Annotated in this window: 21 protein-coding genes and 8 tRNA genes; 15 read left to right on the plus strand and 14 right to left on the minus strand. The window is 63.4% G+C overall.

The window, feature by feature from the left end; genetic code table 11:
* Positions 1 to 187: 187 nt before the first annotated feature.
* The gene (locus BN1133_RS15230) at positions 188 to 2,017 is read left to right on the plus strand and encodes an SLC13 family permease (protein ID WP_050667341.1); all 1,830 of its coding nucleotides are present in this window, start codon (positions 188 to 190) and stop codon (positions 2,015 to 2,017) included.
* Positions 2,018 to 2,068: 51 nt separating this feature from the next.
* On the opposite strand, the gene BN1133_RS15235 is transcribed toward BN1133_RS15230, so the two are convergent.
* The 14 genes from BN1133_RS15235 to lolB form a co-directional block, all read right to left on the minus strand.
* Positions 2,069 to 2,151 (minus strand) — tRNA-Leu (locus BN1133_RS15235).
* Between the two features lie 8 nt (positions 2,152 to 2,159).
* Positions 2,160 to 2,236, minus strand: a tRNA-Met gene (locus tag BN1133_RS15240).
* A 5-nt stretch (positions 2,237 to 2,241) separates the two neighbouring features.
* Positions 2,242 to 2,316 (minus strand) — tRNA-Gln (locus tag BN1133_RS15245).
* A 38-nt stretch (positions 2,317 to 2,354) separates the two neighbouring features.
* A tRNA-Gln gene (locus BN1133_RS15250) sits at positions 2,355 to 2,429 on the minus strand.
* An 8-nt stretch (positions 2,430 to 2,437) separates the two neighbouring features.
* Positions 2,438 to 2,514: transfer RNA gene (locus BN1133_RS15255), tRNA-Met, on the minus strand.
* A gap of 7 nt (positions 2,515 to 2,521) precedes the next feature.
* Positions 2,522 to 2,596, minus strand: a tRNA-Gln gene (locus BN1133_RS15260).
* Between the two features lie 37 nt (positions 2,597 to 2,633).
* Positions 2,634 to 2,708 (minus strand) — tRNA-Gln (locus BN1133_RS15265).
* A 7-nt stretch (positions 2,709 to 2,715) separates the two neighbouring features.
* Positions 2,716 to 2,792: transfer RNA gene (locus BN1133_RS15270), tRNA-Met, on the minus strand.
* Between the two features lie 221 nt (positions 2,793 to 3,013).
* Complete coding sequence (gene ychF / locus BN1133_RS15275) at positions 3,014 to 4,105, minus strand: redox-regulated ATPase YchF (protein ID WP_050667342.1); 1,092 nt, start codon at positions 4,103 to 4,105, stop codon at positions 3,014 to 3,016.
* A 37-nt stretch (positions 4,106 to 4,142) separates the two neighbouring features.
* Positions 4,143 to 4,733, minus strand: coding sequence for an aminoacyl-tRNA hydrolase (pth, locus tag BN1133_RS15280; protein ID WP_005351687.1), 591 nt, complete (start codon positions 4,731 to 4,733; stop codon positions 4,143 to 4,145).
* A 116-nt stretch (positions 4,734 to 4,849) separates the two neighbouring features.
* Positions 4,850 to 6,844, minus strand: coding sequence for a bifunctional metallophosphatase/5'-nucleotidase (locus tag BN1133_RS15285; RefSeq protein WP_050667343.1), 1,995 nt, complete (start codon positions 6,842 to 6,844; stop codon positions 4,850 to 4,852).
* A 96-nt stretch (positions 6,845 to 6,940) separates the two neighbouring features.
* The gene (locus tag BN1133_RS15290) at positions 6,941 to 7,888 is read right to left on the minus strand and encodes a ribose-phosphate pyrophosphokinase (RefSeq protein WP_050667344.1); all 948 of its coding nucleotides are present in this window, start codon (positions 7,886 to 7,888) and stop codon (positions 6,941 to 6,943) included.
* A 131-nt stretch (positions 7,889 to 8,019) separates the two neighbouring features.
* Positions 8,020 to 8,889 carry a 4-(cytidine 5'-diphospho)-2-C-methyl-D-erythritol kinase gene (ispE, locus tag BN1133_RS15295; RefSeq protein WP_050667345.1) on the minus strand — a complete coding sequence of 290 codons (870 nt, stop codon included), beginning with the start codon at positions 8,887 to 8,889 and terminating at the stop codon, positions 8,020 to 8,022.
* A complete protein-coding gene (gene lolB / locus BN1133_RS15300) occupies positions 8,886 to 9,464 on the minus strand; it encodes a lipoprotein insertase outer membrane protein LolB (protein ID WP_050667346.1) in 579 nt (192 codons plus the stop codon). The genes ispE and lolB overlap by 4 nt, the downstream gene beginning before the upstream one ends.
* A 126-nt stretch (positions 9,465 to 9,590) precedes the next feature.
* On the opposite strand from lolB, the gene hemA reads away from it, so the two are divergent.
* The 14 genes from hemA to BN1133_RS15370 all read left to right on the plus strand — a co-directional run bounded on the left by hemA (position 9,591) and on the right by BN1133_RS15370 (position 20,376).
* The gene (gene hemA / locus BN1133_RS15305; protein WP_050667347.1) at positions 9,591 to 10,847 is read left to right on the plus strand and encodes a glutamyl-tRNA reductase; all 1,257 of its coding nucleotides are present in this window, start codon (positions 9,591 to 9,593) and stop codon (positions 10,845 to 10,847) included.
* Positions 10,848 to 10,889: 42 nt separating this feature from the next.
* Positions 10,890 to 11,978 carry a peptide chain release factor 1 gene (gene prfA, locus BN1133_RS15310; protein ID WP_050667396.1) on the plus strand — a complete coding sequence of 363 codons (1,089 nt, stop codon included), beginning with the start codon at positions 10,890 to 10,892 and terminating at the stop codon, positions 11,976 to 11,978.
* A complete protein-coding gene (gene prmC / locus BN1133_RS15315; RefSeq protein ID WP_050667348.1) occupies positions 11,978 to 12,817 on the plus strand; it encodes a peptide chain release factor N(5)-glutamine methyltransferase in 840 nt (279 codons plus the stop codon). Before prfA ends, prmC begins: the two co-directional genes overlap by 1 nt.
* Entirely contained in the window at positions 12,817 to 13,200 is a 384-nt protein-coding gene (locus BN1133_RS15320) for a SirB2 family protein (protein WP_050667349.1), read from the plus strand. The genes prmC and BN1133_RS15320 overlap by 1 nt, the downstream gene beginning before the upstream one ends.
* A 7-nt stretch (positions 13,201 to 13,207) precedes the next feature.
* Positions 13,208 to 14,017, plus strand: a complete 810-nt coding sequence (locus tag BN1133_RS15325; RefSeq protein WP_050667350.1) for a SirB1 family protein — start codon at positions 13,208 to 13,210, stop codon at positions 14,015 to 14,017.
* A gap of 10 nt (positions 14,018 to 14,027) precedes the next feature.
* Positions 14,028 to 14,882, plus strand: coding sequence for a 3-deoxy-8-phosphooctulonate synthase (kdsA, locus tag BN1133_RS15330; RefSeq protein WP_050667351.1), 855 nt, complete (start codon positions 14,028 to 14,030; stop codon positions 14,880 to 14,882).
* 151 nt (positions 14,883 to 15,033) lie between these two features.
* Positions 15,034 to 15,336, plus strand: a complete 303-nt coding sequence (ftsB, locus tag BN1133_RS15335; RefSeq protein WP_050667352.1) for a cell division protein FtsB — start codon at positions 15,034 to 15,036, stop codon at positions 15,334 to 15,336.
* Positions 15,329 to 16,012, plus strand: a complete 684-nt coding sequence (gene ispD, locus BN1133_RS15340) for a 2-C-methyl-D-erythritol 4-phosphate cytidylyltransferase (protein ID WP_050667353.1) — start codon at positions 15,329 to 15,331, stop codon at positions 16,010 to 16,012. The genes ftsB and ispD overlap by 8 nt, the downstream gene beginning before the upstream one ends.
* A gap of 44 nt (positions 16,013 to 16,056) precedes the next feature.
* Positions 16,057 to 16,533: a 2-C-methyl-D-erythritol 2,4-cyclodiphosphate synthase gene (gene ispF / locus BN1133_RS15345; protein WP_050667354.1), complete on the plus strand. Its 477-nt coding sequence runs from the start codon at positions 16,057 to 16,059 to the stop codon at positions 16,531 to 16,533.
* Positions 16,533 to 17,585 carry a tRNA pseudouridine(13) synthase TruD gene (gene truD, locus BN1133_RS15350; protein ID WP_050667355.1) on the plus strand — a complete coding sequence of 351 codons (1,053 nt, stop codon included), beginning with the start codon at positions 16,533 to 16,535 and terminating at the stop codon, positions 17,583 to 17,585. The genes ispF and truD overlap by 1 nt, the downstream gene beginning before the upstream one ends.
* Positions 17,566 to 18,312, plus strand: a complete 747-nt coding sequence (gene surE, locus BN1133_RS15355) for a 5'/3'-nucleotidase SurE (protein WP_050667397.1) — start codon at positions 17,566 to 17,568, stop codon at positions 18,310 to 18,312. Before truD ends, surE begins: the two co-directional genes overlap by 20 nt.
* 4 nt (positions 18,313 to 18,316) lie before the next feature.
* Positions 18,317 to 18,934, plus strand: a complete 618-nt coding sequence (locus BN1133_RS15360) for a protein-L-isoaspartate(D-aspartate) O-methyltransferase (protein WP_050667356.1) — start codon at positions 18,317 to 18,319, stop codon at positions 18,932 to 18,934.
* A complete protein-coding gene (locus BN1133_RS15365) occupies positions 18,931 to 19,512 on the plus strand; it encodes a YqaA family protein (RefSeq protein ID WP_050667357.1) in 582 nt (193 codons plus the stop codon). The genes BN1133_RS15360 and BN1133_RS15365 overlap by 4 nt, the downstream gene beginning before the upstream one ends.
* A 9-nt stretch (positions 19,513 to 19,521) precedes the next feature.
* Positions 19,522 to 20,376 (plus strand): peptidoglycan DD-metalloendopeptidase family protein, encoded by an 855-nt coding sequence (locus BN1133_RS15370; RefSeq protein WP_050667358.1) that lies wholly within the window; start codon positions 19,522 to 19,524, stop codon positions 20,374 to 20,376.
* Positions 20,377 to 20,390: the final 14 nt, after the last annotated feature.

Raw genomic sequence — 20,390 nt, forward strand, 5'->3', positions numbered from 1 at the left:
GTATGGATAGAATGAACGCCGGCATTCTAGAGCGCCCGTCGTGCTCATGGCAGGACTTTTGTCCGTACCGGGCGGAGCCATACCGCATTTTGGGGAGGTCGGGAGGGCGCTGGTTGATGTTCCACAAGACAGCGGAACGCTCCCTGTGCTCTCATGGACTCTGTTGTTACCACCAAGGGGGTGAGAGGTGAGCCTGGAGCTGTATTGGGTGCTGGTGCTGTTGCTGGGTGCTGTCTTCCTGTTTGTCACCAATGCCATCCGCATGGACATGGTGGCGCTCCTCATCATAGTGCTGTTCGTGCTGAGCGGTACCCTCACCCTGCCCGAGGCGCTGGCCGGCTTCAGCGATCCCAATGTCATCCTGATCGGTGCCCTCTTCGTGGTGGGGGAGGGGCTGGTGCGTACCGGCATCGCCTATCAGGTGGGTGATGCCCTGGTGAAGGTGGCCGGCAGCAGCGAGACGCGCCTGCTGGTGCTCTTGATGGTGGCGGTGGCGGGGCTCGGTGCCGTCATGAGTTCGACCGGGGTGGTGGCCATCTTCATCCCGGTGGCCTTGAGCGTGGCCCAGCGCATGGGGATCCCGGCCGGTCGGCTGATGATGCCGCTCGGGTTTGCCGGCCTCATCAGCGGCATGATGACCCTGGTGGCAACCCCCCCCAACATGGTGGTGAACAGCGAGCTGATGCGAAATGGCCTCAGGGGCTTTGGCTTCTTCGGCTTTACCCCGTTTGGCCTGGTGATCCTGCTGCTCGGCATCGGTTACATGCTGCTGATCCGTCGCCATCTGGTGCGTGGTGAGGGGGAGGGGAAGCGTGCCGGGCATGGCCGGCACACCATGCGGGATCTGGTGCGCGACTACCGTCTTGGCGGACGGGCGCGGCGCCTGGCCATCCGTCCCGACTCTCCCCTCATCGGACGCACCCTCGACGAGTTACAGCTGCGCGCCCGCTACGGGGCCAACGTCATCGGGGTGGAGCGCTGGCGCAAGTTTCGCCGGGTCATGGTGAGCGTGTCGGGGATCTCCGAGTTCCAGGCCCGCGATGTGCTGCTTATCGACATGGGCGATGCCAGCGAGGTGCGGCGCTTTTGCGGCGAGCAGCGGCTCGAGCCCATGATACTGCGCGGCGAATATTTCTCGGAGCGTGCCCGTGAGGTGGGGCTGGCCGAGGTATCGCTGATCCCGGACTCGAACCTCATCGGCAAGAGCTTGCGGGAGGCCACCTTTCGCAGCCAATACGGGCTGAGCGTGGTGGGGATCCGCCGCGACGGCGCCCCCCTGGAGGGCAAGCTGGTGGACGAGCCCCTGCGCATGGGGGACTCCCTGCTGGTGGTCGGCAACTGGAGCCTGATCCGCCAGTTGCAGACCCATGTGCGCGACTTCCTCCTGCTCGGTTTGCCCGCCGAGGTGGACGAGATGGCGCCGGCCCGCAGTCAGGCTATCCATGCCCTGCTGGCGCTGGCCATCATGATCGGGCTGATGGTGACCGATCCTGTGCCCAACGTGGTCGCCGCCCTGATCGCCTGTCTCCTGATGGGGCAGTTTCGCTGCATCGATCTGGAGAGCGCCTACCGCGCCATCCACTGGCCAACCCTTATTCTCATCGTCGGGGTGCTGCCATTCGCCCTGGCACTGGAGAAGACCGGGGGGGTGGCCCTGATCGTCGACGGTCTGATGGCGCTGGTGGGTGAGCGGGGGCCACGGGTGATGCTGGCGAGCCTGTTCGTGCTGACGGCCTTGATTGGCCTCTTCATCTCCAACACGGCGACGGCGGTGCTGATGGCTCCCATCGCGCTGGGGGCGGCCCAACAGATGGGGGTCTCTCCCTATCCGCTGGTGATGACGGTGGCCATCGCCGCCTCGGCGGCCTTCATGACGCCGGTCTCCTCACCGGTCAACACCCTGGTGATGGGACCGGGCGAGTACCGCTTCATGGATTTCGTCCGCATCGGGGTGCCGTTCACCGTGCTGGTGCTGCTGGTGTGTATCGGCCTGGTGCCGTTACTGCTGCCTTTCTGAGGCGCCAAAACGAAAAAACCAGCCGTGAGGCTGGTTTTGACTGTGTGGCTATGGTGCGGAAGGAGAGACTCGAACTCTCACGCCTGGGCGCCAGAACCTAAATCTGGTGCGTCTACCAATTTCGCCACTTCCGCGAAGAAGATGGTGGCTATGACGGGATTCGAACCTGTGACCCCCGCATTATGAGTGCGATGCTCTAACCAACTGAGCTACATAGCCGAAGATGGCTGGGGTACTAGGATTCGAACCTAGGTATGGCGGGATCAAAACCCGCTGCCTTACCGCTTGGCGATACCCCAACAGCGGCGACGATCGTGGATCGAAGCGCTTTTAAAAATGGCTGGGGTACTAGGATTCGAACCTAGGTATGGCGGGATCAAAACCCGCTGCCTTACCGCTTGGCGATACCCCAACAGAATATGGTGGCTATGACGGGATTCGAACCTGTGACCCCCGCATTATGAGTGCGATGCTCTAACCAACTGAGCTACATAGCCGAAAAGATGGCTGGGGTACTAGGATTCGAACCTAGGTATGGCGGGATCAAAACCCGCTGCCTTACCGCTTGGCGATACCCCAACAGCGATGCTCGCGTGAGCAAACATCCTTTGGAAAATGGCTGGGGTACTAGGATTCGAACCTAGGTATGGCGGGATCAAAACCCGCTGCCTTACCGCTTGGCGATACCCCAGCAGAGATGGTGGCTATGACGGGATTCGAACCTGTGACCCCCGCATTATGAGTGCGATGCTCTAACCAACTGAGCTACATAGCCATCACTGCTGTCAGTGCGAGTCGCCTCGTCACTGTGCGGCGAGATTATGCGGATCGAGCCTTGGGGCGTCAACCCTTTTTTCCCAGAAAAACCGAAAAGCGGTGCGTTTGGCGAGTTCTTCGCCGATGTTGTGCAAAACCGCGACAATTCACGATTTTACCCAGTCCCCGCAGGGTCGCTGGGGGATAAAAGAAGGGCCGGCAGAGCCGGCCCGACGGGGATTAGACGTTGAACAGGAAGTTCATGATGTCACCGTCTTTGACGATGTAATCCTTCCCTTCTGCGCGCATCTTGCCCGCTTCTTTGGCTCCCTGCTCGCCCTTGAACTGGATAAAGTCATCGAAGGCGATGGTTTGGGCGCGGATAAAGCCTTTTTCGAAGTCGGTGTGGATCTTGCCGGCCGCCTGCGGGGCGGTGGCACCGACCGGGATAGTCCAGGCGCGCACTTCCTTCACACCGGCGGTGAAGTAGGTCTGCAGGTTGAGCAGGGTGTAACCGGAGCGGATCACCCGGTTCAGACCCGGCTCCTCGATGCCCAGATCGGCCATGAAGTCGGCGCGATCGGCATCGTCCAGCTCGGCGATGTCGGACTCGATGGCGCAGCACACCGGTACCACCACTGCGTTTTCGCCGGCGGCGATCTCACGCACCTGATCCAGGAAGGGGTTGTTCTCGAACCCGTCCTCGGCCACGTTGGCGATGTACATGGTGGGTTTGAGGGTCAGGAAGTTGAGGTAATCGACGGCGGCGATCTCCTCCTTGGAGAGATCCAGACCACGGATCATCTTGTCTGCTTCCAGGCCGGCCTTGATCTTCTCGAGCACTTCCACCTCGAACTTGGCGTCCTTGTCACCACCCTTGGCGCGCTTGGATTGGCGCAGGATGGCGCGCTCGCACGCCTCCAGATCGGAGAGGGCCAGCTCGGTGTTGATCACCTCGATGTCGTTGGCCGGGGAGACCTTGCCCGCCACGTGAACGATGTTCTCGTCTTCGAAGCAGCGCACCACGTGACCGATGGCGTCGGTCTCGCGGATGTTGGCCAGGAACTGGTTGCCCAGGCCCTCACCCTTGGAGGCACCGGCCACCAGGCCGGCGATATCCACAAACTCCATGGTGGTCGGCACGGTACGCTGGGGTTTTACGATCTCGGCCAGCTGGTCCATGCGGGGATCCGGCACCGGCACCACGCCGGTGTTCGGCTCTATGGTGCAGAAGGGGAAGTTGGCGGCTTCGATACCGGCCTTGGTCAGCGCATTGAACAGGGTGGATTTGCCCACATTGGGCAGGCCCACGATACCGCATTTAAAACCCATGGTCGTTTACCTTACTTGATTGATGCTGTGGAGTGGCTCACTCGGCCTTGAAGCTGTGCAGCCGGTTCATGGCCTTGGTCATGTCCTGCTTGAACAGGATGTCGGTGGCGCGCAGGGATTCGTCCAGCGCGGCATCGATGAGGTCCTGTTCCTTGGCCGGGGCCTTGGTCAGCACGAAGCCGGCGACCAGCTCCTTGCTGCCGGGATGGCCGATCCCGAGGCGCAGCCGATAGAAATTATTGTTGTTGCCAAGCTTGGCGATGATGTCCTTGAGGCCGTTGTGGCCCCCGTGACCCCCACCCTGCTTGAACTTGGCGATGCCGGGCGGCAGGTCCAGCTCGTCGTGGGCCACCAGGATGGCCTCCGGCTCGATCTGGTAGAAACGCGCCAGAGCGGCGACCGCCTTGCCCGACAGATTCATATAGGTGGCCGGGATGAGCAGACGCACATCCTGGCCGTCGACCTGCAGACGAGCGGTGTGACCGAAGAACTTGGGCTCCTCGCGCAGGCTGACGTTATGCCAGCGCGCCAGTTGCTCCACATACCAGGCCCCCGCATTGTGGCGGGTCTTGGCGTATTCGGGGCCGGGATTGCCGAGGCCCACAATCAACTTGATCTGGCTTGTCACGGGTTCACTCTTTCGTCGATATCAGGATGACAGGCAGGGGTGTGCCCGAAGGCAAGAGGCGTATTCTAGCCGTGGGGCGGCGATCTCTCAACCAAACCGCCCCGCGGGAGCGTGGATCAGGGCAGGCGCTTGAGGGTTACCACCTCGTCACCCAGGGCTTCGAGAGGATTGCGCACCTCCCGCACGTACTCGGTGAAGGCGGCCGCATCGGTGCCACAGTCGATCCCCTTGGCCTTGCAGTTCAGGGCCGTGCCCCGATAGCTCACCACGACCTTGTCCCCCTCCCGGGTGACGGCGGCCACCGGGAAGGCGGTGAGAGTCCCCTCGACCCGGGCCAGTTCGACCCGCTCGCTGCCCGGCTGCTGCTGGGCGCGGTAGAGGGCATCCCAGCCATCGTTGCCGTTGGCGCTGTAGCCGTTCATCACCACCCGATAGCGGGCGTTATCCTGCAGCGGTTGCCATTGGCCATCGCGACTCTGCCACGCCAGCGCCGTCACCTGGCCACCCTTGCCGGTGGTGGTCTCCTCGAAGGTGTAGCGCAGATGGCCACCGTAGGGGAACTTGCCCGCGTGGGCACCGGCCGGCAGGGTTGCGCTCACCGTCTCTGTGATGAGGGCGCGCACATCGCTGCCGCTCAGGGTCAGCACCGACAGCTGGTTTTTGAAGGGGAGCAGGGTGAGGGCGGCATCCCCCTCGCGCCACTCACCGGCGCCGATGTCGGCGCGCACGCCGCCGACGGCCGTGATGGCAAAGTCGACCGGTTGGCCGAGCAGGCGCTGCACCGGGGCGCTGTTGGCCCACCAGTATTGGGATTCGGCGACCAGGGGAGCTACGTCGGAGCCGTGGCTGTCGCTCTTGTCGTCACCGGGGCGGCGCGGGTTGGGCAGATCGGCGGGCACGCTGGCGATCACCTTGCCAAACGCCTGCTCCAGGGCCGGCTTGTAGTGGCTGTCGATGATGCCGCGCAGGCGGACATCTTCATCGACCCGCTGGATATTCTCCTGACGGTCTACGAAGGCGAGGGTCTGCTCTCTGGCCTTGCTCTCCAGAGGCGTCTGACGGGCCGCATCACGATAGAAGTCGGCGCTGGCCAGCAGGGTGTTTTTTCCCTCGCAATCGGTCACCCGGCCGTCGCCGTCGAAGGTGACCTCGACCAGACCCATGGCCTGGGCGTAGGAGCCGGCCTGTACCACGCAGGTCTGACCTATGCCGTCCGGGTTGGTGACCATCTGGGCGTAGCGGGTGGCGCTCGCTCCCATGCCGAGGTTACTGAAATCCCCCAGCAGGCTGTGGGAGTGACCGCCGACGATGACGTCGATACCGTTGACCCGCTCGGCCAGCGCCAGATCCCGCTGGTTGCCGATGTGGGTCAGCAGCACCACCTTGTCGACCCCCTTCTGCTTGAGCAGATCCACGGTCGCCTGGGCCGAGGCCACCTCCTTGGCAAAGCGCAGCTTGCCGGTGTTCGGCGCTATGTCACCCATCTCCTCCAGCACCAGGCCGACCACGGCCACGATGGGCTTGTCGGCCGGGAGGGGCTCGCCCTCTTTGAGCGGGCTCTTCTGGTTGCCGTCGAAGGCAAACAGGGCATAGGGTTTGAGGTTGGCAACAGATCGCAGGGCGGCATCCTGGCTGGTATCCAGGTTGGCGGCCAGCAGCGGGAAGTTGACCCCCTTGATAAAGCGGGCGAGCTTCTGATTGTCCAGATCGAACTCATGGTTGCCGAGGGCCATGGCATCGAGGCCAAACTGGCTGAGCAGCTCGGCGTTGGCCATCCCCTCGTTGAGCTTGAAGTAACCGCTCCCCTGCCAGGCATCCCCCCCGTGCAGGGTCAGCAGGGGGCGATTCTGACGCTGGGCATCCGCCTGCAGCGCCTTGGTCATGGTGAGCAGGCGCGGGTAACCGCCGAAGCGGGTGTAGACGGTCTCCTTCTCAACGCCCTGAGCTGCCAGTGCCGGGTTGCGCAGGGTGGCGTTGACCGGATCGAACTGGGAGTGGGTGTCGTTCATGTGGGCGATGCTGAGCACGAAGGTCTGGGGCTCTTTGCCTTGCTGGCAGGCAAACAGAGCGCTACAGAGGGTCGCGACAAGCAGGGGACGGAGTGGAGACATGGAAACTTCCTCGCTGCCTTGGTGGGTGGGATACGTTTTCGTGGATATCAAAAAGACGAAAACCGCCATGCGGCGGTTTTCGTGAATCACTCTCTATCAATGCTCAAACATGGCAGAGATAGACTCTTCATTGCTGATGCGGCGAATGGCCTCGGCCAGCACAGTGGCCAGACTGAGCTGTTTCACCTTGCCGATGGCCTTCATCTCTTCGGTCAAGGGGATGGAGTCGGTGATGATCACCTCGTCGATCACGGAATCCTTGATGTTCTGCAGGGCGTTGCCGGAGAAAACCGGGTGAGTGGCGTAGGCAAATACGCGCTTGGCACCACGATCCTTGAGGGCTTCTGCGGCCTTGCACAGGGTGCCGCCGGTGTCGATCATGTCGTCGACGATGATGCAGTCGCGGTCGGCCACGTCGCCGATCAGGTGCATGACCTGGGAGACGTTGGCGCGGGGACGACGCTTGTCGATGATGGCGATGTCGGTGTCATCGAGCAGCTTGGCGATGGCGCGGGCACGCACCACGCCGCCGATGTCCGGGGAGACCACGACCGGGGCTTCCAGGTTCTTGGCCTTCATGTCTTCGAGCAGCACCGGGCTGCCGAACACGTTGTCCACCGGCACATCGAAGAAGCCCTGGATCTGCTCGGCGTGGAGATCCACGGTCAGCACGCGGTCAACGCCGACGCTGGAGAGGAAGTCGGCAACCACCTTGGCGGTGATGGGCACACGGGCGGAGCGAACACGACGGTCCTGACGGGCATAGCCGAAGTAGGGGATCACGGCGGTGATCCGGCCGGCGGAGGCACGACGCAGGGCATCCACCATCACGATCAACTCCATCAGGTTGTCGTTGGTCGGGGCACAGGTGGATTGAATGATGAAGATATCGCCGCCGCGTACATTCTCGTTGATCTGTACGCTGATCTCGCCGTCGCTAAAGCGACCGACGGCAGCATTGCCGAGTTTGATAAACAGGCGATCTGCGATCTTCTGGGCCAGTTCGGGCGTGGCGTTACCAGCAAACAGCTTCATGTCAGGCACGGTTTGAAACCTCGGGGTTGCATCCAGTATGTGGGGGTGGACCAGGGGTCCGCTCGTTCGGGGGCAAACGATTTATCAAGGTGACGGACGAACAGCCCGGCCAGGGAAGTGGGGCCCTCATCCGCTTTCACTCAGATGAACCCTGCCGTATTTGCATGACGAGCCTGTTGCAAGGCATCTGCCAGAGGTGATATGTTCACGCCCTTGGCAACAAACCCCACCCAGCCGTCAGGCAGTTTTGCCAACACTTCCCGAGCGAGGCTCTCGTCTTCAAATGCAGCGAAGACGCAGGCTCCAGTGCCCGTCATTCTTGACGGCGCGTATTCTAGCAACCAGCCGAGCGCATTGGCAACCTCGGGGTGGCGCTTTTTGACGAGCGCCTCGCAATCGTTTTTCCACTCTCCGCTCATCAGCTCCTGCAATCCCATTTTCGGGGTATTTCTCGGCAGGTCAGGATCCTGAAAGATGGCCGCCGTCGCCACGTGGCACTCGGGTTTGATCACCAGATACCAACGCTCCGGGACCGCCACCGGCTGCAGCCGTTCCCCGACGCCCTCGGCGAAGGCGGCGGTGCCGCGCACAAACACCGGCACGTCGGCCCCGAGGCGCACCCCGAGCCCGGCCAGCTCATCCACCGACAAACCGGCGCCCCAGAGATGGTTGAGGGCCACCAGCGTGGTGGCCGCATCCGACGAGCCACCGCCGATGCCACCGCCCATGGGCAGTACCTTGGTGATCCGGATATGCGCCCCCTTGGGCTCCGGCAGGCGAGCCTGCAACAGACGGGCGGCGCGGATGATGAGATTCTCCTCGTCGGGCACGCCGGGAATGGCGGGGGAGAGGGTGAGGCGATCCCCTTGGGTCACCTCGACGCTCAGGGTGTCCCCGTGATCGAGGAAGATAAACAGGGTCTGCAACTCGTGGTAACCGTCGGGGCGGCGGCCGTTGACGTGCAAAAAGAGGTTCAGTTTGGCGGGCGCCGGCCAGAGGATGTCGCTCATTTCAGGCTCCACTCGTTGATCAGCAGCTTGAGGCGGGTGCCTTCCCCCTGCAGGGAGAGCTGGTGCGGCAGGCGATAGCCGTCCTGGTCACGGTATTGCTGATAGTCGATCTGCCAGGCGCCGTCGGTGACGCTGGCCAGGCTCTTGTCCGGATTGAGGGTGTAGCGGGCCTCGCCCGGCAGCCCCTTGATCCACTCGGGCAGGCCGTCGATGGGGAGCTCCCAGCCGGTCAGACGATAGATGAGATCGCCCGCGTCCTGGCTCTGGTGGCGGTTGCCATCCCGATCGATCAGGGTGAGTCGGCCACTCTGGCGGCTCAGCTCGAGAATATGGGTACCGATGACGCTGGTGAGGTTGAGGCGGTAGTCATCGCCTTCCTGCTGCCAGTTGAGGCGGGCGCTGCCCTTCTCTTTTTCGGTGATGATGGCGAGCTTGCCCGAGAGCTGCCAGTGGGTCAGCTGCTCGAGGCGCAGGCGCTCCTGGCTCCAGTCCACCTGTTGGCGCTGGGGTTGGGGAGTGGTGGCACAGCCTGCCAGCAGCAGGGCCAGGGTGAGGAGTATGAGACGAAGGGGCACGGGGTCGGCTCCGGATGATGGTTTGCGACAGTATAAGTGGCGGCCGTATCGCTTTTAAAGGCCTACCCTTTCCCGTACAATTAGCGCCCTGCCACTGCCCTGCTCCAAGGATTACCCCACAGCCCCATGAGTCTGCTCGCGCTAGGAATCAACCACAAGACGGCCAGCGTCTCGTTGCGCGAGCGTGTGGCCTTCGGTCCCGACTGCATCGAGCGCGCCCTGCACGATCTGGTGCAGCAGCCCGGGGTAAGCGAGGCGGTGATCGTCTCCACCTGCAATCGTACCGAGATCTACTGCAACCTGGACGCGGGCCAGGGGGAGCAGGTGCTGCACTGGTTGCAGCGTTTCCACCGGCTGGAGAGCGGCGAGCTCGACAATGCCACTTACCTCCATCACGACGAGGAGGCGGTGCGCCATCTGATGCGGGTGGCCTGCGGCCTCGACTCACTGGTGCTCGGTGAGCCCCAGATCCTGGGGCAGATCAAGCAGTCTTACGGTACCGCCCAGCAGGCCGGTGGCCTGCGGGCCATCCTGGAGCGATTGTTCCAGAAGGCGTTCTCGGTGGCCAAGCGGGTGCGCACCGACACCGAGATCGGCGCCAGTGCCGTGTCGGTGGCGTTTGCCGCCGTCAGCCTGGCGCGCCAGATCTTCGCCGATCTCTCCCAGACCAAGGTGCTGCTGGTCGGTGCCGGTGAGACCATCGAGCTGGTCGCCCGTCACCTGCGCGAGCAGAACGTCACCCAGATGATGGTGGCCAACCGAACCCTGCAACGGGCCCAGGGGCTGGCCGAGGAGTTCGGCGCCCAGGTGATGACCCTGGAGGCGATCCCCGAGCACCTGCACGAGGCGGATATCGTCATCAGTTCGACCGCGAGCCCACTGCCCCTCATCGGCAAGGGGATGGTGGAGCGGGCCCTCAAGGCGCGCCGTTACCGTCCCATGTTTCTGGTGGACATCGCCGTGCCGCGCGACATCGAGGAGGAGGTGGACGAGCTCTCCGATGCCTATCTCTACACGGTGGATGATCTGCAGGGGATCATCGAGCAGAACCTGGAGGCGCGTCGCCGCGCCGCCCAACAGGCGGAGCGAATCGTGCTGGAGGAGCGCGACGACTTCATGGGGTGGTTTCGTTCCCTCCATGCGGTCGATCTCATCCGCGACTATCGCCAGCAGGCCCAGGGGTATGCAGAGGAGGAGCTCCTGCGCGCCCTGCAGAGTCTGCAACAGGGTGAGGAGCCCGAGGCGGCGCTGCGGCGCCTGGCCCATCGCCTCACCAACAAACTGATCCACACCCCGACCCAGGCCCTGCGCCATGCCGGCGAACAGGGGGATCGGGAACAATTGGCCCTGCTGCGAAGCGCCCTCGGCCTGCAGCAGGAGTGACCCGTCGGCCACCCTTGGCCAATGCCCATTTTTGAGAGAACCATGAATCCATCTGTCATTCGCAAGCTGGAAGGGCTCATTGAGCGCCACGAGGAAGTGCAGGCCCTGCTCGGGGAGCCTGACGTCATCAACGATCAGGATCGCTATCGCGCCCTGACCAGGGAGTACTCCCAGCTCGAGGAGATCGTCGGTGGCTTCCGCCGCTGGCGCCAGGCCGAGGAGGATCTCGAGGCCGCCAGGCTGATGCTGGAGGAGGATGATCCGGAACTGCGCGAGATGGCGCAGGAGGAGCTGCCGCTCGCCAAGGCCAATCTGGAGAGCCTGGAGCAGGAGCTGCAGATCATGCTGCTGCCCAAGGATCCCAAGGATGACAACAACTGCTACCTCGAGATCCGCGCCGGAGCCGGTGGCGACGAGGCGGCCATCTTCGCCGGGGATCTCTATCGCATGTATTCGCGCTATGCGGAGCGCCAGGGCTGGCGCCTGAGCATGGTCAGCTGCAACGAGGGGGAACACGGCGGTTTTAAAGAGGTGATCGCCAAGATCGACGGGGAGCGGGTCTATGGCCGCCTCAAGTTCGAGTCCGGCGGTCATCGGGTGCAGCGGGTGCCGGAGACCGAGTCCCAGGGGCGTATCCACACCTCTGCCTGCACGGTGGCGGTGCTACCCGAGGTGCCCGAGGCCGAGCAGATCGAAATCAACCCGGCGGATCTGAAGGTCGACACCTTCCGCGCCTCCGGTGCCGGTGGTCAGCACATCAACAAGACCGACTCGGCCATCCGCATCACTCACCTGCCGACGGGCCTGGTGGTGGAGTGCCAGGACGAGCGTTCCCAGCACAAGAACCGCGCCAAGGCGCTGGCGGTACTGGCGGCACGTCTGCAGGCGGCCGAGGATGAGCGTCATCGCGCCGCCGAGCAGACCACCCGCCGCAATCTGGTGGGCTCGGGGGATCGCTCCGAGCGCATCCGCACCTACAACTACCCCCAGGGACGCCTGTCCGAGCACCGCATCAACCTCACCCTCTATCGCCTCTCCGAGGTGCTCGAAGGGGATCTGGACTGCGTCATCACGCCGCTGGTGCAGGAGTACCAGGCCGATCAGCTCGCCTCCCTGGCGGACAACAGCTGATGCGTCTGGACGCCGCTCGCGCCTGGCTGACCGGGGCCCTCGCCGCTGGCGAGTCGCCCCGTGCCGATGCCGATGCCCTGCTCTGCCATCTGCTGGGGCGGGATCGCGGCTATCTGCTGAGCTGGCCCGAGCGCGAGCTCACCGGCGACCAGTTGGTTCGGCTGGAGGGATGGCTGGCGCGCCGTCAGGGGGGCGAGCCCATCGCCCATATCCTCGGGGAGCGGGAGTTCTGGTCTCTGCCCCTGCTGGTGAGCCCGGCCACCCTGATCCCGCGCCCGGATACCGAGGTGTTGGTGGAGCTGGCCCTGGCGCGCCTGCCGGCAGCCCCTGCCCGGGTGCTCGATCTCGGCACCGGTACCGGTGCCATTGCTCTGGCCCTCAAGTCGGAGCGAGCCGATGACGAGGTATGGGCGGTCGATGCCCAGCCCGATGCGGTGGCGCTGGCGAGGCGCAACAGCGAGCGGCTGCGCCTGCCCCTGCTGCTGCGTCTGGGCTCCTGGTTTGAGCCCCTGGGCGATGCACCCCGCTTCGATCTCATCGTCTCCAACCCTCCCTATATCGATGGGGAAGATCCGCACCTGGCCCAGGGGGACGTGCGTTTCGAGCCCCTCAGCGCCCTGGTGGCCGACGAGGCGGGGCTGGCGGATCTGCGCCACATAGTGCGCAGTGCGCCGGCTCACCTGGTGCCCGGCGGCTGGTTGCTGCTGGAGCACGGCTGGCAGCAGGGGGCTTGCGTGCGCGAGCTGCTGGCCGAGGCAGGTTATGACGCCATCGAGACGGTGCGCGATTACGGTGACAACGACCGCGTCACTCTGGGACGCTTCCAAGGAATTGCCTGATGTATCCAATCCTGAAACATCTCCATTTGCTGCTTGTCGCCCTGGCGGTGGTGGCCTTTATGGTTCGCTTTGCCCTGTTGCAGCGCGCCGCCGCGCCGGCCAGGCAAGCCCGGCTGATGCGGGTCGGCGGTGTGCTCAATGGCCTGGTGGTGCTGTCGGGGCTTGCCCTGTGCCTGTTGCTCGGCCTCAATCCCATCAACAACGCCGTCCCCTGGCTCAGCGAGAAGCTGGTCTGCATCCTGATCGCCGCCTTCCTGGGGTGGATGTCCCTCAGCCGTTTCGGCAGTCGCACCACCCGCTGGTTCGCCTTCCTCGGCGCTCTGGGGTGGGTCTATTTCGCGGCCAAGCTGGCGGTGATCAAGCTTCCCTCCCTGTTTGGTTGAGATTGTGATGACGCGTTTTCGTATCGACGAGTGGACCGATTTCGAGGGGTATGAGCTGACCGAGCTGGCCCTCTCGGTGGCCGACGAGGTCTATGGTGAAGGGCGCGCCGCCGAGGGGAAGGCGTACCTCAATGCGCTGGAGTCCCGTCTGGACTCTGTGCGCCTCGCCCCCCCCGAGGCGCGACGCCCGGCCCTGCTGGCCCTGCTCTATGAAGAGCTGGGGTTTCACGGGGATTGGCAGGACTACTTCAACTCGGAAAACTGCGATCTCTGCGCCGTGTTGCACCGGCGTTGCGGCATACCGGTGAGCCTCGGCATCGTACTGATCCAGCTGGGGCGTACGCTCGGCCTCAAGGTGGAGGGACTCTGTTTCCCCGGCCACTTTCTGGTCTGCTTCGACGAGGGGGATAGCCAGGTCTATGTGGACCCCTTCAATGGTGAGGAGCTCTCGCTGCACGGAGTCGAGCTGCTGCTGCGCGGGGCACTGGGCAATTTTGCCACCCTGAGTGGCCAGTACCTGATGCCGGCGAGCCAGTGGGAGATCCTCGAGCGGTTGCTCAACGTGAGCAAGGCGGCCCTGCTGCGGGAGGGGCGCATGAACGAGGCCCTGCGCTGCTGCGAGTTGCTGCTGCGCATGAAACCGGGCGATCCCCTCGAGACTCGGGATCGCGGCTTTATTTATGAACAGCTCGACTGCCCCCAGTTTGCCGCGGGGGACTTCGAATACTTTATTGAACAGTGTCCGGATGACCCTGTGGCCGATCTGCTCAAGGCGCAGCTCAAGGCCCTGGATCTCACCCCCAAGACCCTCCATTAAGGAACCCGTGATGGAACAGAAAATCGTCAAGGTAAATGCCATCGAAGTGGCCAACGACAAGCCTTTCGTGCTGTTTGGCGGCATGAACGTGCTGGAGTCCCGCGACATGGCCATGGCCGTGTGTGAGCGCTACGTGGAAGTGACCAGCAAGCTGGGCATCCCGTTTGTGTTCAAGGCGAGCTGGGACAAGGCGAACCGCTCCTCTATCCACTCCTATCGTGGCCCGGGGCTGGAGGAGGGGATGAAGATCTTCCAGGAGCTCAAGGCGACCTTCGGCATGCCGGTCATCTCCGATCTGCACGAGCCGTGTCAGGCCAAGCCGGTGGCCGAGGTGGTGGATGTGATCCAGCTGCCCGCCTTCCTGGCGCGCCAGACCGACCTGGTGGAGGCCATGGCCCGTACCGGTAACGTCATCAACATCAAGAAGCCCCAGTTCCTGAGTCCGAGCCAGATGAAGAACATCACCGAGAAGTTCGAGGAGTGTGGCAACGATCGCCTCATTCTGTGCGAGCGCGGTGCCAACTTCGGTTACGACAATCTGGTGGTCGACATGCTGGGTTTCGGTGTGATGCAGCGCAGCACCGGTGGCTATCCGGTGATCTTCGACGTGACCCACTCCCTGCAGTGCCGCGATCCCCTGGGCGCCGCCTCCGGTGGTCGTCGTGACCAGGTGACCGAGCTGGCCCGTGCCGGCATGGCGGTTGGCCTGGCAGGCCTGTTTATCGAGTCCCATCCCGATCCCAAGGTGGCCCGCTGCGACGGCCCGAGCGCCCTGCCGCTGGACAAGCTGGAAGGCTTCCTCAAGCAGATGAAGGCCATCGACGAGCTGGTGAAGGGGTTTGAGCCCCTCGACACCTCGGCCTGATGAGCCCCCGACGCCCCGCTTTGCGGGGCGTTGTCGTTCAGGTGCTTCAAGCGCCGGTTTCCACAGGGATTTTCACCACTCACTCGCTTGTGCTTTCTTTTGTCTTGGGGCCGAATATGGGAAACTAGGCCGCTTCTAGGAGACACAGTGCATGCGGCTATTCACCCTGATCCTGCTGGCCCTGCTCGGCGGCCTGCAATACCACCTCTGGCTCGGCAAGAACGGGCTGGAGGACTACTACAAGATGTCTGACACGGTCGCACGCCAGCAGCAGGACAATCAGTCGCTCAAGGATCGTAACGGCCTCATCTACCGGGAGATCGCCGATCTCACCAGCGGTCTCGAGGCGATCGAAGAGCTGTCACGCAACGATCTCGGCTATATCAAGCAGGGGGAGACCTTCTACCGCATCATTCCCAAGAAGGAGAAGCAGGAGGAGGTGAGCAATGAGTAATGCCGTGACTGCCGTGGTGCCCGCCGCCGGCATCGGCAGCCGCATGGGAAGCGAGCTGCCCAAGCAGTATCTGCTGCTCAACGGCAAACCCATCCTCGAGCACACCCTCAGCCGCCTGCTGGCTCATCCGGCCATAGAACAAGTGGTGGTGGCGCTGGCCCCCCATGATGCCTGGTTCGATGCCCTGCCGATGGCCAGCGATCCCCGCGTGGTGCGGGTCGAGGGGGGCGGCGAGCGGGCCAACTCTGTACTCAACGCCCTGATGGTGGTGGAGAGCGACTGGGTCATGGTGCACGATGCCGCTCGTCCCTGTATCACGGCCGGCGATATGGACCGCCTCATCACAGTGGCGCAGCAGGGGGAGGGGGCCATCCTCGGCAGCCGGGTACGCGATACCATGAAGCGCACCAACGGGGCCGGCGAAATAGTGGCCACCGTCGATCGCGACGAATTGTGGCACGCCCTGACGCCACAGATGTTTCCCACCAGAACCCTGCGCTGTGCCCTCGAAGAGGGGCTGGTGCTGGGGGCCCTGATTACCGATGAAGCGTCGGCCATGGAGCGGGCCGGCTATTGTCCACGGATGGTGGAGGGACGGGCCGACAACCTCAAGGTGACCCGTCCCGAGGATCTGGCACTGGCCAGCCTCTATTTGCGTCAACAAGACGCGCTCTAACACTATTCAATCGCGCGGCCGGTGCCGCGGCAGGAGGAGATGGCGTGATCCGGATCGGACATGGTTTTGACGTGCACAAGTTCGGGGGCGAGGGCCCCTGCATGTTGGGCGGGGTTGCCGTTCCCTATGAGCAGGGGCTGCTTGCCCACTCGGACGGCGATGTGGTGCTGCACGCGGTGAGTGACGCCCTGCTCGGTGCCATCGCCGCCGGTGACATCGGCCGCCACTTCCCCGATACCAGTGCCGAGTTCGAGAATATCGACAGCCGCATCCTGCTGCGCGACGTGTTCGCCCGGGTCAAGGGGGCCGGCTATCGTATCGGTAACCTGGATGTCACTATCATCGCCCAGGCACCCAGGATGGCGCCCCACATCGACGCCATGTGCGCCGTGCTGGCGGCCGATCTCGAATGTGAGCTGAACCGGGTCAACGTCAAGGCGACCACCACAGAGAAACTCGGCTTTACTGGCCGCAAAGAAGGGATCGCCACCGAAGCCGTGGTATTGCTGGTGAAACAATAATGCTCGAACAACTGACCTATCTGCATGGCCAGCCGGCCGTCACCGGTGTGCTCAAGGCCGCCCCGTCCGACTTCGTCGTCATCGAGGATCTCGGTTTCGAGCCCTGCGGCGAGGGGGAACATATCTTCGTGCGGGTGCGCAAGAGCGGCGAGAACACCGCCTGGGTGGCGGGCCTGCTGGCCGACGCCGCCGGGGTGAACCGCAACGCGGTGACTTGGGCCGGCCTGAAAGATCGCCACGCGGTGACCGAGCAGTGGTTCGGTATCCACCTGCCGGGTAAGGGCGAGCCTGACTTGAGCGTCATCGAGAGCGACAGCATCCAGATTCTCGAGGCCAGGCGCCACAACCGCAAGCTGCGCACCGGTTACCTCAAGGGCAACCACTTCACCCTGCGCCTGACCGGGCTGTCGGGCAGCGAGGGGCTCGAGGCCCGCCTGCAGGCGGTGGCCGAGCAGGGGGTACCCAACTACTACGGCGAACAGCGTTTCGGCCGGGGTGGCAACAACCTGGAGGCCGCCAAGGCCATGTTTGGCGGCAAGCGGATCAAGGATCGCAACAAGCGCTCCCTCTACCTGTCGGCGGCGCGCAGCATGCTGTTCAATACGGTCGTGACCGCCCGTATTGAACAGGGAGTGGCCCACACCCTGCTTGCCGGTGACTGCCTGATGCTCAAGGGCTCCCACTCCATCTTCAGCGAACCCGAGGTCACTCCCGAGCTGGCGGCACGCCTGGCCAGTGGCGATGTGCAACTCACCGCCCCCCTGTGGGGTCGTGGCCGCCTCGCCAGTCAGGGAGAGGCGGCCGCCTTTGAAGAGGCGGCTCTGAGCGAACTTGCCGAGTGGCGCGAGGGGCTCGAGAAGGCCGGGATGGATCAGGAACGCCGTCCCCTGCTGCTGCGCCCCGAGGGGATGCAGTGGCAGCTGGAGGCCGATACCCTGACCCTCTCATTCTTCTTGCCGGCCGGCGCTTTTGCCACCAGCGTGGTGCGCGAGCTGATCGATGCCCGCGAGGCGGATCACTACGGAGAGACCCATGCGCATTCTGGTGAGTAATGACGATGGCGTGAATGCGCGTGGCATCCGGGCGCTCTCCCGGGCGCTGGCCGAGTGCGGTGAGGTGACCGTGGTTGCACCGGATCGCAATCGCAGCGGTGCCAGCCACTCTCTGACCCTGGAGGTGCCACTGCGGGTCAGCCGCATCGAGGAGACCGGCTTCTATGCGGTGAAGGGGACGCCGACCGACTGCGTGCACCTGGCCGCCAACGAGCTGCTCAGGCCCGAGCCCGACATGGTCGTGGCCGGTATCAACCACGGTGCCAATCTGGGTGATGACGTCATCTACTCCGGCACCGTGGCGGCGGCCACCGAGGGGCGCCATCTGGGCTTCCCCTCCATCGCCATCTCCCTGGTGGGGGATACCCACTTCGAGACGGCGGCCCACTATGCGCTGACCCTGGTGCGGGCGCTGCAGCATCACCCCCTGCCCGCGGATCAGATCCTCAATGTCAATGTGCCGGATCTGCCGCTGGAGCAGGTAAAAGGGATGAAGGTGACCCGTCTTGGCAATCGTCACCGGGCCGAGTCGGTGATCCGGCAGCAGGATCCCCGGGGCCAGACCGTCTATTGGATTGGCCCCCCGGGGGCCCGGCAGGATGCGGGAGAGGGGACCGACTTTGCGGCCATCGAGCAGGGCTATGTCTCCATCACCCCGCTGACCATCGACATGACCGCATATCGCAACATGAGCAACCTGGAGGCCTGGCTGGCACAGCAAGGATAAGGGTGTGATAGAGCAGCGCCTATTGAATCAACTGATCGCCAAGGGGATCACGGATTATCGCGTGTTGGCTGCCATTGCCGACATTCCGCGCGAGTACTTCGTGGACGAGGCGATGGCTCACCAGGCGTGGGATAACACGGCCTTGCCCATCGGGCATGGCCAGACCATCTCCCAACCCTACATGGTGGCGCGCATGACCGAGCTGGTGGTGGCCAATGATCCGGCCCATGTGCTGGAGATAGGCACAGGGTCGGGTTATCAGACGGCAGTGCTGGCGCGTCTGGTGGAGCATGTCTATACGGTCGAGCGCATCAAGTCCCTGCAATATCAGGCGCGGCGCCGGCTGAGAAACCTGGACCTGCACAACATCTCGACCCGGCACGGTAATGGCTGGGATGGCTGGGCCTCCAAGGGACCCTTCGACGCCATCCTGGTCACGGCGGCGGCCAGCGAGGTTCCCCAGGTTCTGCTGGAGCAACTGGCCGACGGGGGACGCATGGTGATTCCCGTGGGTGAGCAGCAGCAGGCCCTGATGCTGATTGAACGCAATGGCTCCCAACTGACCCAGAGGGCGCTGGAGCCGGTGCGATTTGTTCCTCTTGTTAATGGAGAAATTGAGTGAAGTTGTTTTCCCGCCTCTACGCCATGGTCATGGTATGGGCCCGTCATCGGCATGCCCCCTTCTACCTCTCGGGGACGGCCTTTATTGAATCCATTTTCTGGCCCATCCCGGTCGATGTGATGCTGGCGCCCATGGCGCTGGCCAAGCCGCAAAAGGCGTGGCATTACGCCGCACTGGCGACGCTCTTCTCCGTGCTCGGCGCCCTGTTTGGTTATGCCCTGGGCTATGCCCTGTGGGAACCCGTGGTTCAGCCCATGGTGGCGGCGGTCGGTTATCAGGAGAAGATTGCCCTGGCCGAGCAGTGGTTTGAGCAGTGGGGAATCTGGGTCATTTTCATCGCCAGCTTCACTCCCATCCCCTACAAGGTGTTCACGGTGACGGCCGGCCTGTTGCATATGGCGCTGCTCCCCTTTATTGTCACCTCCCTCATTGGTCGCGGCATGCGCTTCTTCCTGGTGGCCGGGTTGATGCGATGGGGTGGTGAGAAGATGGAGCGCAAGCTGATGCACTATGTGGATGTGCTGGGCTGGCTCTGTATCGCTCTGGCCGTGGCGGCTTATTTCTGGTTTAGCAAGTAAGGGATTGTTATGAGTCTGTTGCAGTGGCGAAAGAGCAGCGCAGTGCTGTTGTCCGGTCTGTTGTTTGCCTGCTCCTCCAGCCAAACCCCGGCCCCGGTCGGCAGTATCGATGGCGGTTACCGGTCCGGTAGTTCGGCCCGTTATGTGGGCAAGCAGCGGACCCTGACTGGCAACAGCTATACGGTACAGAAGGGGGACACCCTCTATTCCATCGCCTTCAGCGCCGGCACTAATGTGCCCGCCATTGCCAGTCTCAACGGGATCGAGCCTCCCTACAACATCTATCCGGGTCAGCAACTGCGACTGCACGTCTTCGAATCCCAGTCTCTGGGGGGTAAATCCGGCGGTGGCGCCGTGGTCGTTACCCAGCCGTCGGTCGCCAAGCCTTCTGGTCAGACCTCGCAGTGGACGGAGCAGAAAACCGTTGCCGCGCCTGCACCAAAGGAATACGCTCAAAAAACAGCTCAAAATAACAACAATGTCTCCAGCGGATCGCCGGATTGGCGTTGGCCAACAGATGGCAAGCTTGTCGAGGGGTTCTCCACTGCCGAACAGGGCAACAAGGGGATCGACATTGCCGGCAAGAAGGGGCAACCCGTCTTTGCGGCCAGCGACGGCAAGGTAGTCTATGCCGGCAGTGCGCTTCGGGGATATGGCAAGCTGATCATTCTCAAGCATGACGATGAGTATCTCTCCGCCTATGCCCACAACGACCAGTTGCGGGTGCAGGAGGGGCAGAGTGTCAAGAAAGGGATGGTCATTGCCGATATGGGAAGCACGGATGCGCCGGATGTGCGACTGCACTTTGAAATCCGGTACAAGGGCAAGTCGGTCAATCCGATGAGCTATCTGCCCAAGCGTTAAACCCAGAGGGAAAG

Origin of the sequence: Aeromonas schubertii, assembly GCF_000820105.1 — a bacterium.
Classification (GTDB): domain Bacteria; phylum Pseudomonadota; class Gammaproteobacteria; order Enterobacterales; family Aeromonadaceae; genus Aeromonas; species Aeromonas schubertii.